Source organism: Psychroflexus sp. S27 (assembly GCF_002810405.1).
Taxonomy (GTDB): Bacteria; Bacteroidota; Bacteroidia; order Flavobacteriales; family Flavobacteriaceae; genus Psychroflexus; species Psychroflexus halocasei_A.
Genome location: NZ_NEXQ01000019.1, coordinates 263,643 through 278,761, shown reverse-complemented (window position 1 = coordinate 278,761; position 15,119 = coordinate 263,643). Strand labels below are relative to the sequence as shown.

At 33.4% G+C, this 15,119-nt stretch carries 15 protein-coding genes; 6 read left to right on the top strand and 9 right to left on the bottom strand.

Annotated elements, in window-relative coordinates:
• The first annotated feature begins 52 nt into the window (after positions 1-52).
• Both prfB and arsC read left to right on the top strand, forming a co-directional pair.
• A protein-coding gene (prfB, locus tag CAP47_RS04005; RefSeq protein WP_153043486.1) for a peptide chain release factor 2 occupies positions 53-1,166 on the top strand; the annotation gives its coding sequence in 2 pieces (ribosomal slippage) (positions 53-118 and positions 120-1,166; 1,113 coding nt in all).
• Positions 1,163-1,510 carry an arsenate reductase (glutaredoxin) gene (arsC, locus tag CAP47_RS04000; RefSeq protein WP_100775479.1) on the top strand — a complete coding sequence of 116 codons (348 nt, stop codon included), beginning with the start codon at positions 1,163-1,165 and terminating at the stop codon, positions 1,508-1,510. Before prfB ends, arsC begins: the two co-directional genes overlap by 4 nt.
• A gap of 102 nt (positions 1,511-1,612) precedes the next feature.
• Here arsC and glmM read toward each other — a convergent pair whose 3' ends face one another.
• Complete coding sequence (gene glmM, locus CAP47_RS03995; protein ID WP_100775478.1) at positions 1,613-3,001, bottom strand: phosphoglucosamine mutase; 1,389 nt, start codon at positions 2,999-3,001, stop codon at positions 1,613-1,615.
• Positions 3,002-3,094: 93 nt separating this feature from the next.
• Here glmM and CAP47_RS03990 point away from each other — a divergent pair, with 93 nt between their 5' ends.
• Complete coding sequence (locus tag CAP47_RS03990) at positions 3,095-3,685, top strand: ACP phosphodiesterase (protein ID WP_093240164.1); 591 nt, start codon at positions 3,095-3,097, stop codon at positions 3,683-3,685.
• 3 nt (positions 3,686-3,688) lie between these two features.
• Here CAP47_RS03990 and CAP47_RS03985 read toward each other — a convergent pair whose 3' ends face one another.
• The 4 genes from CAP47_RS03985 to CAP47_RS03970 are packed head-to-tail and all read right to left on the bottom strand — an operon-like array spanning position 3,689 to position 5,727.
• The gene (locus CAP47_RS03985; RefSeq protein WP_093240169.1) at positions 3,689-4,243 is read right to left on the bottom strand and encodes a DUF4252 domain-containing protein; all 555 of its coding nucleotides are present in this window, start codon (positions 4,241-4,243) and stop codon (positions 3,689-3,691) included.
• Positions 4,244-4,254: 11 nt separating this feature from the next.
• A complete protein-coding gene (locus tag CAP47_RS03980) occupies positions 4,255-4,782 on the bottom strand; it encodes a DUF4252 domain-containing protein (protein WP_093240172.1) in 528 nt (175 codons plus the stop codon).
• Between the two features lie 4 nt (positions 4,783-4,786).
• A complete protein-coding gene (locus CAP47_RS03975) occupies positions 4,787-5,230 on the bottom strand; it encodes a hypothetical protein (RefSeq protein WP_093240177.1) in 444 nt (147 codons plus the stop codon).
• Complete coding sequence (locus CAP47_RS03970; protein ID WP_100775477.1) at positions 5,227-5,727, bottom strand: RNA polymerase sigma factor; 501 nt, start codon at positions 5,725-5,727, stop codon at positions 5,227-5,229. The genes CAP47_RS03975 and CAP47_RS03970 overlap by 4 nt, the downstream gene beginning before the upstream one ends.
• Before the next feature lie 89 nt (positions 5,728-5,816).
• Here CAP47_RS03970 and CAP47_RS03965 point away from each other — a divergent pair, with 89 nt between their 5' ends.
• Positions 5,817-7,196 carry a S41 family peptidase gene (locus CAP47_RS03965; protein WP_100775476.1) on the top strand — a complete coding sequence of 460 codons (1,380 nt, stop codon included), beginning with the start codon at positions 5,817-5,819 and terminating at the stop codon, positions 7,194-7,196.
• Positions 7,197-7,257: 61 nt separating this feature from the next.
• On the opposite strand, the gene CAP47_RS03960 is transcribed toward CAP47_RS03965, so the two are convergent.
• Entirely contained in the window at positions 7,258-8,433 is a 1,176-nt protein-coding gene (locus tag CAP47_RS03960; protein ID WP_100775475.1) for a GlmU family protein, read from the bottom strand.
• A 61-nt stretch (positions 8,434-8,494) separates the two neighbouring features.
• Here CAP47_RS03960 and panB point away from each other — a divergent pair, with 61 nt between their 5' ends.
• The gene (panB, locus tag CAP47_RS03955) at positions 8,495-9,313 is read left to right on the top strand and encodes a 3-methyl-2-oxobutanoate hydroxymethyltransferase (protein WP_100775474.1); all 819 of its coding nucleotides are present in this window, start codon (positions 8,495-8,497) and stop codon (positions 9,311-9,313) included.
• A 78-nt stretch (positions 9,314-9,391) separates the two neighbouring features.
• Here panB and CAP47_RS03950 read toward each other — a convergent pair whose 3' ends face one another.
• The 3 genes from CAP47_RS03950 to CAP47_RS03940 form a co-directional block, all read right to left on the bottom strand.
• Entirely contained in the window at positions 9,392-11,512 is a 2,121-nt protein-coding gene (locus CAP47_RS03950; protein ID WP_100775473.1) for an amino acid carrier protein, read from the bottom strand.
• A 110-nt stretch (positions 11,513-11,622) separates the two neighbouring features.
• Positions 11,623-12,606: a PLP-dependent cysteine synthase family protein gene (locus CAP47_RS03945; RefSeq protein WP_100775472.1), complete on the bottom strand. Its 984-nt coding sequence runs from the start codon at positions 12,604-12,606 to the stop codon at positions 11,623-11,625.
• A 61-nt stretch (positions 12,607-12,667) separates the two neighbouring features.
• Positions 12,668-13,906: an ABC transporter permease gene (locus CAP47_RS03940; RefSeq protein WP_093240208.1), complete on the bottom strand. Its 1,239-nt coding sequence runs from the start codon at positions 13,904-13,906 to the stop codon at positions 12,668-12,670.
• Between CAP47_RS03940 and CAP47_RS03935 the strand changes: the two genes are divergently transcribed.
• Entirely contained in the window at positions 13,906-15,114 is a 1,209-nt protein-coding gene (locus tag CAP47_RS03935; protein ID WP_100775471.1) for an exo-beta-N-acetylmuramidase NamZ domain-containing protein, read from the top strand. The genes CAP47_RS03940 and CAP47_RS03935 overlap by 1 nt on opposite strands.
• Positions 15,115-15,119 lie beyond the last annotated feature (5 nt).

Sequence of the window (15,119 nt, the reverse complement as noted above, 5' to 3'; positions counted from 1 at the left end):
ATTCTATTGAATACACTTTTTATATTTCCTAAATTTGTTGAAAAACTAGAAAATGCAAATTACATCAGATCATATCAAAACACTCAAAGAACGTCTCACTGCCCTAAAACAGTATCTTTGACTTAGATGCCAAAGCCATAGAAATAAGTAACCAAGAAGAAAAAACATTTGCACCTGACTTTTGGAATGACTCTCAAAAAGCCCAAAAAATAATGCAAGAACTCAACCAAGAAAAGCAGTGGATCAAGGATTATGAAGCTGCAAAAACTCAGGTTGAAGATGCCGAAACATTGTACGAGTTTTTTAAAGAAGGTGAAGTTGAAGAATCCGAACTTATCAAGAAGCATGATCATGCGCTTTCACTTATCGAGGAATTAGAGTTCAAAAATATGCTTTCTGATGAAAGTGATAAACTCACTGCAGTGATACAAATTACGGCTGGGGCTGGTGGCACTGAAAGTTGTGATTGGGCTGGTATGCTCATGCGAATGTATATGATGTGGGCTGAACATAAAGGCTTCAAAATTAAAGAACTCAACTACCAAGAAGGTGATGTTGCTGGCATAAAAACAGTCACTTTAGAAATTGAAGGCGATTATGCCTTTGGTTGGCTTAAAGGTGAAAATGGTGTTCATCGCCTTGTCCGAATTTCTCCTTTTGATAGCAATGCGAAAAGACACACATCTTTCGTTTCAGTCTATGTTTACCCACTTGTTGATGATAATATTGAGATAGATATTAATCCAGCAGACATCAAATGGGATTTTGCAAGATCCGGCGGTGCTGGTGGACAAAATGTGAACAAAGTTGAAACAAAAGCCATTTTAACACACCACCCAACAGGAATTGTGATCCATAATTCAGAAACACGTTCTCAACTTGAAAATCGTGAAAAGGCGATGCAAATGCTGAAGTCTCAACTCTATGAAATTGAGATTCAAAAACAACAAGAAGCCAGAAACGAAATTGAGTCTGAAAAGAAAAGTATTGAATGGGGTTCACAAATTAGAAATTATGTCATGCATCCATACAAACTTGTGAAAGATGTAAGAACCGGACACGAAACTGGAAATGTTGATGCAGTTATGGATGGACACATTGATGAATTCTTAAAAACTTACTTAATGTCTGAAGGACAAAAAACTGATAAAGAAGATACATTATGATAAAAATATATCACAACCCAAGATGTTCAAAATCAAGACAAGGATTAGAAATACTAAAAGAAAGCGGTCAAGAACATGAAGTCATTCAATACTTGAAAGAACCTTTGTCTATTGATGAATTAAAGAAAATTTTAAAGCTTTTAAACATTAAACCCATTGCTCTTGTGAGGAAGAACGAAAAAATATGGAAAGAAAACTACAAAGAAAAAGTTGATAAACTTTCTGATAATGACATCATTCAAGCGATGATTGAAAATCCTAAACTCATTGAACGACCAATCGTTGTCAATGGAGAAAAAGCTGTTATTGGAAGACCTCCAGAAGATATTAAAGAGATTTTATAATCAGTTAGTTTCTAAACAGACGTGGAGATCATTTATATAAAAAAGCTTGTTTTAGTTTTAAATTAAAACAAGCTTTTCTGTTTATTTACAATACGCAATCAATTAAGCCTGTGCAATTTCTTGTAATTCAGTAATAAATTTTTGAGCTAAATCATCAGCTTCTTGCTGCGATTGAGCTTCTGTGTATATTCTGATAATAGGTTCGGTGTTAGATTTTCTCAAATGAACCCAATTTTCAGGAAAGTCAATTTTCACACCATCAATTGTAGTCACATCTTCATTTGAATATCGTGTTTCAATCGTTTTTAAAATTCCATCAACATCTAAATCCGGTGTCAATTGAACTTTCTCTTTAGCCATAAAATATTGTGGATAAGATGCTTTTAGGGCTGACATTGTCATTTCTTTTTCAGCAAAATGTGTTAAAAACAAAGCAACACCTATCAAGCTATCTCGACCATAATGCAACTGCGGATCAATAATGCCGCCATTACCTTCGCCTCCAATCACAGCATCCACTTCTTTCATTTTAGCAACAACATTAACTTCACCTACAGCACTTGCATAATAAGTTTCACCATGTTTTTCTGTGACATCTCTCAAGGCACGAGATGAAGATAAATTACTGACAGTCGTTCCTTTTTTCTTGCTTAAAACGTAATCAGCAATGCTCACTAAAGTATATTCTTCGCCGAACATTTCTCCGTTTTCATCCATAAAAGCTAAGCGATCAACGTCTGGATCGACTGTAATTCCGAAATCAGCTTTTTCTTTAACAACAGCCTCTGACAAAGCTGTCAAATGTTTTGCTAAAGGTTCTGGATTATGCGGAAAATGACCGGTTGGTTCACAGTAAAGTTTTATAACCTCAACTCCCATCATCTCTAAAAGTGGTGGAATTGAAATTCCACCTGTTGAATTAACGCCGTCAAAAACAACTCTGAGTTTTGCTTTTTTAACTTTATCAACATCAACTAATTGATGCTTCAAAACTTCTTCAATATGTAAATCGATATAAGCATCATTTCTGTATACTTGCCCTAAATCATCAACTTCAGCAAAATCGAAATTTGATTTCTGAACATAATCAATGATTTTTTGTCCTTCTTCTGCATTCAAAAATTCACCTTCTTTATTCAGTAATTTCAGTGCATTCCATTCTTTAGGATTATGACTCGCTGTTAAGATAATCCCACCATCAGCATGCTCAAGCTTTACAGCCATTTCAACTGTTGGAGTTGTTGACAAACCTAAGTCGACCACATCAATTCCCAAACCCACTAAAGTTTGCATCACCAAACCTTGAATCATTTGGCCAGAAATACGCGCATCTCGACCAACAACAACTTTATATTTTTCTTTGTTGCGTTGTTCTTTTATCCAAGTACCATAAGCTGATGCAAAGTTGACTGTGTCAATTGGTGTTAAATTTTCCTCAGGTTTACCGCCAATTGTTCCGCGTATTCCTGAAATAGATTTGATGAGTGTCATAAGATTGGTTTCTAATTTTTTGTAAATATACAAGTCATCTTATTTTATTCCTAAAATTTAAGACAACTCGTTTAAAAAAGCTACTTTCATCGCATGAATTACTTGGCACACATCTATTTATCTGGCGATGACACGAAAGTTATGTTAGGCAACTTTATGGCTGATAGCATCAAGGGAAAAGACTTCCTCAAATATGAAGAAGGCATTCAGCGTGGCATTTTATTACACAGAGAAATTGACACTTTCACGGATGCGCATCCGCTTGTGATGCAGAGCAAAAAGAGATTTCACCCTATTTTACATCACTACAGCGGCGTTGCTGTTGATGTTCTTTACGATCATGTATTAGCAAAAAACTGGAGTGAATACCATGAGCAACAATTAGATAAATACGTTAACGATGTTTATCAAACCTTAACTGAGCACAAAGAATTTTTAACTAAAAATGTACAGAATTTTCTGCCAATTATGATTGAGTATAATTGGTTGGTTAATTATAAAGATGTTGATGGGATTGACCAAATTTTAAAGCAAATGAACCGACGGATTAAACACCGCGTCGATTTATCTGCTGCTGTTTCAGTGATGCGTGAACACCAAAGTAAATTTGACCAAGAGTTCAAGCTTTTCTTTGAAGATATGCGACATCATATCAAGAAATATAGACTTAAAAACAATTTCTAAAATTTATATTGAAACGTTTTTACTTTGATTACCATTTTTGTTTTCAGAAATAATAGACTCCATAAAATCGCCAACTTGATCAAGTTCTAATTTCTCCAAAATCTTTACAATTTTAACCATGTCATTTGGTTCTAATTCTTTGCTATTGACTCGGGACAAAATCATTCCAAAATTTTCGCTTTTCCCGTAAAATAAAAGTTCATCGATATCTTCTGGCTCTCCTAAATAAAGTAAGTTCATTTTTTGAGAACCGTCATTCATTCGCATTAATGATTCATAGCTTTCAAGTTTAATAATATTTTCTAAAGTTTCAGACTCTGATGTAAACTTCTGATCATCATGACTTAAGTAAGCAAAGTTGACAGACTTTATTTTTTTAACAGTCTTGATTTGCTCTTCTGACAAACCATCATAACTCGCTAAAAGTATATCAGGCGTTAAACTCATGGTTTTAAAAGCAGGATCATTTTGTTTTTCTACAAGGTATTCCTGAACAGATTGTTGATTTTGACAAGACACCAACAAAGCTAAAATGATAATTGTTAAATATTTTTTCATGATCTTAAGTTTTATTTTTCTTCGTTTAAATCATCTAAAGATTCAGCTCCTGGTATGTTCATTTTTTTGGTCAATGCTGAAATTTTAGTTAGATCAACATTACCAGTGATCATCATCAAGACACTTTGAGATTTTTTAGGGTTGTGAAGCAACATGATCAATTCTTTAACAACATCATCGGTCTTACCTGGTTTGACATAAAACTTAATGTCACTATCATCTTCATTAACACGCATTAATAAATCTAGATTCGAGTTCTTCAGATAAGATTCAGTATCAACCCTAATTTTATCGGCAGCAACTTTGTTTTCTGTTTGAAAAATTTTAATGTTTTCAATACTCTCGACTAAATCCAAGTAAGCTTTCACTTCTTGATCTTGACTATCCAGGTCTAGTTTACTCATTAACTTAAACATTTGTTGTGTAAAAATCATTGAGGTCACACCTTCCATATTTTCGAAATTATCAAAGTTTTGAGCCTTGATTTCACTTGATAATGTGGCAATCATGATGCCTAGTAACAGAATTATTTTTTTCATCTTCTTATTGTATTAATCGTTTTTTGGTTTCTTCTAATTTATTAATGTACTTCAAATTTGAACTTGCTTTATTCATTTCAAAAGAAAGTTTATCCAAAACTTCTTTCGTCTGTTTAAAAACTAATCTAGCTTCTTCTTTTTGTTTGTAATCTTGATAATGACTATTGAGATAAAAGCTACTAGCGATGAGAACTATAAGGACAGCAGCCAATTTATAAAATTGATGCGTTAATTTTTTAGACTTTGGCTTTTCAAATTTAAATTCATCATAATCTTCTTTTTTTGCTTCCTGAAATCCAACAAACATTTGTTGATATATTTCTAAATCTTCAGGAATATCAGTGTTCTCCAAAAAGAAATCTCGTAAAGTTTCTTCTTGCTCTATTGTTGTTTCTCCTAAATCGTACAATTTCAACAACTCACGGATATCATCTTCCTTCATTTTCATTGTGCCAATATTATTTTCATTTTTTCATGTAATTTTTTTCTAGCTCTTGATAAACTTACTCTCACATTGACAGGCGTCATTTCTAATATTTCTGCAATTTGATCAAATTCAAACCTTTCAATTTCTCTCAATTGAATAATCGTTTTGTCTTTATAACTCATCTGATCAAGAGCTTTTTCTAAAAGTGCTAAACTTTGTTTTTTCTCTAATTTTTCTTCTGCATTCTCCTCTGAATCTGAAACACGTTCCTGCACAAGTTCAAGGTGATTGTGGCGTTTAGATTTTAAAATGTCATAAGCATAATTTTTGATCATCGTCATCGCGTAAGCCTCAGGGTTATTAACTTTATAAAGTTGATCTTTTTTTGTCCATAACTTCAGCATTACTTCCTGAACGGCATCTTTTGCCAAATCTTCAGATGTCAATAATCGCTTTGCCAACCTATACATTTTGGGCTGAACAATTTCAAATTGATTTATAAATTGAGATTCATTCATTAACAATATGCTCTTCAATATCATGACGAGCGAATATCTGATTTGTTACATATTTTTTATAAATTTACATAAACACAAACTTTAAAGTGATGAAAATCCGACACTTATGCCTTTTGTTTTTTAGTTTTATTTTATTCAGTTGTCATGATGACTTCGATGATAATATTGTTCCTACAGAAACGAAGGATATTCAAAGCTTTGTTTGGCGAGCAATGAACGATTTTTATCTTTATAAATCTGATTCGCCTGACTTAGCAAATAATAGATTTTCGACTCAAGATGAATTTAAAAATTATCTAAAAAGTTATAATTCTCCTGAAAATCTTTTTGAAGATTTACTCGCAACACAAGATAGATTTTCGATTATTGTTAGCGATTACACAGCACTAGAAAACAGTTTAAGTGGCGTCAATCAATCGACAGGTTTAAGAATAACATATCTTCAACAATCAGGAAGTAATCAAGTTTATGGGTTTATTCGTTATGTATTACCAGGTTCATCAGCAGATGAAAAAGGCTTAGAACGCGGAATGATTTTTAATAAAATAAATGATGAAACACTGACTGTTGATTCTAGTTTTTTAGAATTAACAAGCGGAAATTCATACACAATTCAATTAGCACAATTTGTCGATGATGAATTAGTATCAATTGATCAAAGTGTGATTTTAGAGAAAAGAGTTATACAAGAAAACCCTGTTCATTATTCTGAAGTTCTCAACTTTGATACAGCCAAAATCGGTTATTTGGTGTATAACAATTTCAGAGGAGATTTTGATTCTGAATTAAATGCTGTTTTTCAAAATTTTAATGCAAATAATGTTGATGAGCTCATTATTGATTTAAGATACAACTCTGGCGGAAGTGTTGAGTCCTGTAAAGATTTAGCAAGCATGATTACTGGTCAATTTAATAATCAGGTTTTTGCAAGACAAATTTATAACTCAAATTTTGATCCTGATGAATTATTTTTTGATTCAACTATTAGAAGTGGTGAATCTATCAATTCACTAAACTTATCAAAAGTTTATATTTTAACAAGCCGCAATTCTGCTTCAGCAAGTGAGTTATTGATCAATTCTCTAAACGCTTACATCGATGTTGTACAAATCGGAGAAACGACTGTTGGTAAATTTGAAGCTTCCAGAACTTTGTATGATTCTCCTAATTACAATAAAAGCAATGCGAATATTGGCCATACTTATGCTTTGCAACCACTTATCTCTAAGCTCGAAAATGCAAATGGTCAAGGCGATTATGCAGAAGGTTTAATTCCGCAGTTTCAGAAAACTGAAGATTTTCGAGATGCAAAAGCTTTTGGTGATACTTCTGAAAGTTTATTGTCAGAAGCGCTTAACATTATTGGCGTAGCTAGAAGTAAACCTTCAAAAATAAATCAACAAGAAGTTGAAGTCATTTTTGAAGATCATCAAAACAAACCAAATTATCAAAAAATGTATCTCGATTAAATAAAAAATCTATCTCTTCATTTTACTGAAAAAATAGATTTTTTATAGTTGTTATTTCAATTTAGTCACGTCGATAAGGCTGTGTCAACTCATGAACTTTTTCAAGTATATTTTGCTCTACTGAATTCAGTTCCAATTGTCGTCTTTTCATTACAATATCAGCAACTTCCATCGCTTTTTTTAAGTTGTAAGTTTTAACACCTTGATTTCCTCCCCATGAAAAACTTGGAACAAAATTTCTTGGAAAACCTGATCCGAAAATATTAGTCGAAACACCAATAATCGTTCCTGTGTTAAACATCGTGTTGATTGCAGATTTAGAGTGATCGCCCATAATTAAACCACAAAATTGCAATCCAGTATATGTAAAACCTTTCTTCGAGTAATCCCATAACTTTACACTCGCATAATTATTTTTGAGATTAGATGTATTTGAATCTGCGCCAATATTGCACCATTCACCTAAAATAGAATTTCCTAAAAAGCCATCATGACCTTTGTTTGAATAGCCAGTAATTACAGAATTACTCACCTCTCCTCCTACTTTTGAATGAGGTCCAATTGTCGTTCCTGTATATATTTTTGCACCCATTTTCAAAGTTGAAGATTCACATAAAGCAAATGGTCCTCGAACAGCTGTATTTTCCATAACCTCAGCATTTTTTCCAATGTAAATTGCTCCTTCACTTGCGTTTAAAGTTACATTGTGAACTGTAGCGCCTTCTTCTATAAAAATTTGAGAAGGATTAACAGCGTAAACATGCGAAGGAATTTCTTGTGAAGTTCGACCAGAAGTTATTCGTTCAAAATCATCTTGAATGGCTTGATGGTTTTGAGCAAAAATATCCCAAACATTCTTGATTTCAATATTTTGATGTTTAAAGTCAACTTTCTTTAGAGTTGAAGTGTCTAAAGTAGCACCAGATTTCAACTTATAAGCCACAACAGTTGATTCCGTTTGTAAAACTTCATCAAAAGACAGAGATTCAATGGATTCAATTAAATGTTGATCAGGTAAAAAACGGCTATTGATATAAATTGATTCTTCAGAGCCGTCGGATTTTTGAAATTTTTCTTGAAGATAATCTTCAGTTTCGTAAAAAACAGAAGTCTCAAAAATGTTTTCGTACTTTTCTGAAATTTTTCTTATTCCGATTCTCAAATCGGCAATTGGTCTTGTATATGTGAGTGGTAAAAAGTTGTGACGATGCTCATCATCAAATAATACAATATTCATCCGTTGATTTTTTTATTCAAATTTTATTTGGCTAAATTTACGCACATTAAAATAAAAAACAATGTCAACAGCAAAAAAACAATATAAAAGAGTTACAGTCAAATCTTTGACTGAAATGAAAAAAAACGATGAAAAAATATCAATGATTACTGCCTACGATTACACTATGGCACAAATTGTTGATCATTCTGAAATTGATGTGGTTTTGGTTGGAGATTCAGCTTCAAATGTGATGGCTGGTCATGAAACAACTTTACCAATCACTTTAGACCAAATGATTTATCACGCCTCAAGTGTTATTCGCGGTATTCAAAGAGCTCTTGTTGTTGTTGATTTACCTTTCGGAAGTTACCAATCAGATCCAAAAGAAGCTTTGCGTTCTTCGATAAGAATTATGAAGGAAAGCGGTGCTCACGCAGTAAAAATGGAAGGAGGTAAAGAAATCAAAGATTCGATTAAGCGCATTTTAAAAGCTGGTATTCCTGTGATGGGACATTTGGGCTTAACTCCTCAATCAATTTATAAATTCGGAACATACACCGTAAGAGCAAAAGAAGAATACGAGGCTAAAAAATTAAAAGAAGATGCTAAAATGCTCGAAAGAATTGGTTGTTTTGCAATTGTTTTAGAGAAAGTTCCTGCAAAATTAGCAAAAGAAGTTGCTGAAAGTGTAAGCATTCCTGTGATTGGAATCGGTGCAGGTGGTGGTGTTGATGGACAGGTTTTAGTAATACATGACATGCTCGGAATGAATAAAGAATTTAGCCCTCGCTTCTTACGTCGATATGCTGATTTACACACAGTTATGACTGATGCTTTAAAACGATACAAAGACGATGTCAAGTCTCAAAATTTCCCGAATGAAAATGAACAATACTAAATAAGCATTGGTTTATTAAATAAAAAAAGGCGATGAATTTCTATAATTCATCGCCTTTTTTATGTAACCTATATCTATTTATGCTTCAGTTTTAGATTCTTCTCTAAAACGAGGATGAATAAAAATTTTATTTTCTTTCAATCTTTTCAAGTAATCTTTTACATCAGCACGAACTTCTGATGACATGATGTAAAGACCGACAATATTAGGAAAAGACATTGCTAAAATCATCATATCTGAAAAGCTTAAAACTGCACCTAAACTCACTGATGCGCCTAATACTACGAATACGAGAAATAACACTTTATAAACCATTTCTGATTTTTTACTTCTTCCAAAAAGATAAGTCCAAGAACGCATTCCATAATACGACCAAGAAACCATAGTTGAAAAGGCAAACAAGAAAACTGCAAATGCCAACACAACTGGAAACCAAGAAATAACACTACCAAAGGCTTGAGAAGTTAACTCAACACCTCCCATACCTGTTGATTCTTGATGCATACCTGTAAAAATTAAAACTAATGCTGTCATTGTACAAACAGCCATTGTATCAATAAATGGCTCAACTAATGAGGTAAACCCATCAGCAACAGGATTATTAGTTTTAGATGCTGAGTGAGCAATAGCTGCAGAACCAACACCAGCTTCACTAGAGAAAGCCGCACGTTGTAAACCAATAATCAAAACACCTATAAAACCACCTTTTAAAGCATCAGCATGTAAAGCGCCATTAAATATAGCTTCAAATGCATTTCCAATATTTTGAAAATTCGTGCCAATCACTACTAAGCAACCTATAATATAAACAGCTGCCATAAACGGCACAACACGCCCTGTAACGCGTGCAATACTATTAATACCTCCAATAATTACAACACCCACTAAAACAGCAAACATAACTCCAAACCAGAATCCGTAGCCTTGCAGAAATGGAAGTTGTTCTGATACAATTTTAAAAGCTTGGTTAGATTGTAGCATATTACCGCCACCTAATGATGCACCAACACCAAGCACAGCGAATAAGACAGCTAAGAACTTACCTAAACCCTTCATACCTTTTTTCTCTAAACCATATCTTAAGTAATTCATAGGTCCGCCAAAAATTCGTCCTTCTTTATTAATAAAGCGATATTTTACACCAAGTGTACATTCCACAAATTTGAGTGACATCGCAAAAAATCCAGCCATAAACATCCAGAAAGTTGCTCCTGCACCGCCCAATGAAATGGCGACGGCAACACCCGCAATGTTTCCTAAACCGACTGTTGCAGAAACCGCTGTTGCCATTGCTTGAAAGTGTGTGATACGGCCTGGAGCAGCAGGATCATCATACTTTCCTCTGGCTAATTCAATAGAGTGTTTAAAGCCTCTAATGTTAATAAAGCCCAGTCGAAAAGTAAAAAATATACTTCCTAGAATAAGCCAAATCACGATAAAAGGAATTGAATTTTTACGAATGTCTCCGTTGGCATGCAATAAAGGTTGTGGATCATCAAATTCAATTTCAGCAATCATGTGCGCATCTGCCACAATCACGTCTTCCGTACTCTCGGGATCATAAATAACTTGACCTTCTTTTGCCAGATATTTAATCTTCCCGTCACCATCTGATTTTGCTGTTAATTCTCTTCCGTCACCAGTTTCAACAACTGCTATTTCATCACCTTCGTTGACATGAGCATTTTCTTCTATCAACCATTTTTTTAATGTATAAGAAGGTGCAGATGATGGATCCCATTCTGGAACTGGTACAAGTTTATGAGAAGTATAAACCAGAGGATCATATATTCCGATCGCCTCAAAAGGATCCCAGAACAAAACCATCCCTAAATAATCAACAGCAGGCTGAACGCCACTATTAAAAATCTCAGTAATTGATTCTGCTTCTAATTCAAAAGTTTTTTCAACTTTATTTCCTTTAGCATCAGTAACCACAACTGTATGGGGCATTCCTTCGATAAGCCCAGTTGATTTTTTAGACTCAAGGCTTGTTTCTTGATTTGACCATTTGTAAGTGTAAGGCGCTTCTCCTCCGCTTACAATTAAAGTGGCTTCACCATCATTAATTTCAGAAGATGGGTTTTTGAGCTCTACATCAACATGTAAAGTTTTTTGTTGCTTTAAATCTTGATTTTGCGCATAAAAAGAAGTGGTTAATAATATTAAAAAATAAAACAATCTGTTTTTTAAATTCATAAGTTGTTCTTTAATTCTTAAATAATTCTATTAATTTCTAAAATTCTAAATATCTATTTTTGAGTTATCTGCATAAAAAAATCCTGCTTTTATTGGCAGGATTTTATCATTTAACAATCAAGGTAACCCATACTTTTCATCCATTCGTTATTATACATTTTACCAACATATCTACTTCCGTGATCGTGAAACAAAACAACCACAACATCATTTTTACTAAAATTTTCTTTTAATTGTAATAAGCCCTTAATCGCTGCTCCAGCTGAGTTTCCAAGAAACATACCTTCTTCCTTAGCTAATTTCTGTGTGTAAACAGCAGCATCTTTGTCAGTCACTTTTATAAACCCATCAATGATATCAAAATTTACATTTTTAGGTAAAATATCTTCACCAATGCCTTCTGTAACGTAAGGATAAATTTCATTGTCATCAAAAATACCAGTTTCATGATATTTCTTAAAAACGGAACCATAAGTGTCAATTCCCCATATTTTAATGTCAGGGTTTTTCTCTTTAAGATACTTCCCGACTCCTGAAATAGTTCCACCAGTCCCAACTCCGACAACAAAGTGTGTGACTTTGCCATCCGTTTGTTTCCAAATTTCCGGTCCGGTTGTCAAATAATGTGCTTTTGTATTTGAAGGATTATCGTATTGATTAACATACCAAGAATTTGGTGTTTCTTCGGCTAAACGCTTTGCAGTTGAATAATATGAACGTGGATCGCCTGGAGCTACATCAGTTGGGCAAACATGAACCTCACAACCTACGGCCTTAAGAATATCCATTTTTTCTTTGCTTTGCTTGTCGCTGATAACGCAAATGACTTTATATCCTTTCACGATAGCAACTAAAGCCAAGCCCATGCCTGTATTTCCCGATGTTCCTTCTATGATTATTCCGCCTGGTTTTAAGCGGCCGTCATCTTCTGCGTCTTTAATCATTTGTAAAGCCATTCTATCTTTAACGGAATTACCAGGATTAAAAGTTTCATATTTTGCCAAAACAAGTGCATCAATTTCAGAAACAATTTTATTCATTTTAACCATCGGGGTATTCCCAATTGTTTCAATGATGTTTTCTGAATAATCCATATCTTAATTTTGAGTCTGCAAAAATATAAAATTAATAGACTTTAGCAGAAATTAAGAGACTTTAATCAAATTTCAGGGCTTTTACAGGCGTTATTTTAGAAATAATTAAGGACGGGACAACTAACATCAACATACATAATATCACAGTTCCTATATTAACTGCTAAAATATAAGTCAAATTAATTTCAATAGGAACGCTTGTGACGTAGTAAGAACTCGGATCTAACGGAATGATTTCAAAGTATTTCTGTAAAAATAAAATACTCAATCCGATGATGTTTCCGTAAAACAATCCTTTAAGAATAAGAAACAAAGTATTGTATAAAAATATTTTTCTAATCGTCCAATTTGAGGCACCTAGGGCTTTAAAAACGCCGATCATTTGACGTCTTTCAAGAATAAGAACTAAAAGAGCAGTAATCATGTTAATCCCTGCAACCAAAATCATGATCCATAATATGATGATGATATTAAAATCGAATAAATTAAGCCAATCGAAAATTGCTGGATAAAGATTAATAATGGATTCAGAGTTTAAAAATGAACCTATATTTTGATAAATTTCTTGGGAGAAACTTTCTATCTTATTGAAATCATCCGTAAAGACCTCAAACTGTCCGATTTCATTTTCTGACCATTGATTTAAACGTTGTACTTGCCTAATATCACCAATTACAAAAGTTTTATCGAAATCTTGAAAACCAGATGAATAAATACCTACAATTTCTAAACCAAGTGGACGCGGTAATTTATTCTCTGTATTTTTCCGCATAAAATACATAATCACTTTATCACCTAATTCAAATTTTAAACGCTTTGCTAAATAATCTGAAATTAAAATTTCATTGCTTGCGCGCTGCTCAAAGTGAGGTAAGCGACCTTCTATTAAAAACTCTTTTAAAAAATTCCATTGGTATAAACTATCAACACCTTTAAGCGCGACCCCATCAAAATCAGTTTCTGTCCGAATAACGCCCCATTTTGTTGCTGTCGCTTGTATATGTGAGACACTTGGTATTGATTCAAAATCAGGGTAAAAATCTTGATTTTTCTTGATCGGATTGAGGTTCTCCTTAGATTCATTACTTGAAAATCCTTGAATGACGACATGTCCATTAAAGGCAGCAATTTTATCACGAATTTTATTTTGTAAGCCCAAGCCTGTTCCAAAAGCAATAAGCATCACAATGACTCCCAATGCGATTGCTACGGTTGCAATTTTTATAATTGGAGCCGAAACACTACTTTTATGGTCACTTTTCGCACTTAAGCGTTTGGAAACAAAATATTCAAAATTCAATGCATCACCTTTTTAGAAATCTGCTCAAAAATACAGTTTTATTTCTGGTTTTATTTAATCTCGCTTGTCAAGCACAAGAAAAAGAAGAAATTTTAGAAAAAAATAAGATCATTCAAGTGGGTGCCAATCAAACTCAAAACTATATTCCGTTTTTAAAGAATAAAAATATCGCTGTTGTTGGTAATCAAACTTCAGTTATTTTTAAAGAAAGTGGCTATATTCATTTGGTTGATTCTCTTTTAAAAAGAGAGATAAAAATCAAAAAAGTTTTTGCTCCTGAACACGGTTTCAGAGGAAAGGCTGATGCTGGTGAGATTGTGAAAGATGGCGTTGACCAAAAAACGGGCTTGCCTATTGTTTCTCTTTACGGAAACCATAAAAAACCAACGCCTCAAGATCTTAAAGATATAGATGTTATTGTTTTTGACATTCAAGATGTTGGTGCACGCTTTTACACCTATATTTCAAGTTTGCACTATATCATGGAAGCGGCAGCCGAAAATGATGTGAGCGTTTTAGTTCTTGACAGACCAAATCCAAATGGACATTATATCGATGGACCAATATTAGAGAAAAAATATCAAAGCTTTGTTGGTATGCATCCAGTGCCAATCGTTCATGGTTTAACAATTGGAGAATATGCAAAGATGATCAATGGCGAAAAGTGGTTAGCTAGCAAAGTTCAGGCACAACTAAAAGTCATTAAAGTCGGAAATTACAAGCGAAAAATGCCTTATAGTTTGCCTATCAAGCCTTCACCGAATCTACCAAATGATCAAGCCATTAATCTTTATACAAGTTTGTGCTTTTTTGAAGGAACAAATGTCAACGCAGGTCGAGGAACAAATCAGCAATTTCAAGTGTTTGGATCACCTTTTTTAAATAAGAATTATTTCGATTATAGTTACACACCTGTTTCCAACCCAGGCGCAAAATATCCTAAACATGAAAATAAATTATGTTTTGGAAAAGATTTAACGCAGCATAAAAATCTTTCTCAAATTAATTTAGAATGGTTAATTGAAGCTTATAACAACACATCTAATCATAAAGATTTCTTCAATAACTTCTTTAATAAACTCGCAGGAAACAAAACTTTGCAAGAACAAATAAAAGCTGGACTTTCTGCTGAAGAAATAAAAGCAAGCTGGCAAAAAGGTTTAGAAAACTATAAAAAAATGAGAGCTCAATATTTACTCTACAACTAAATAGA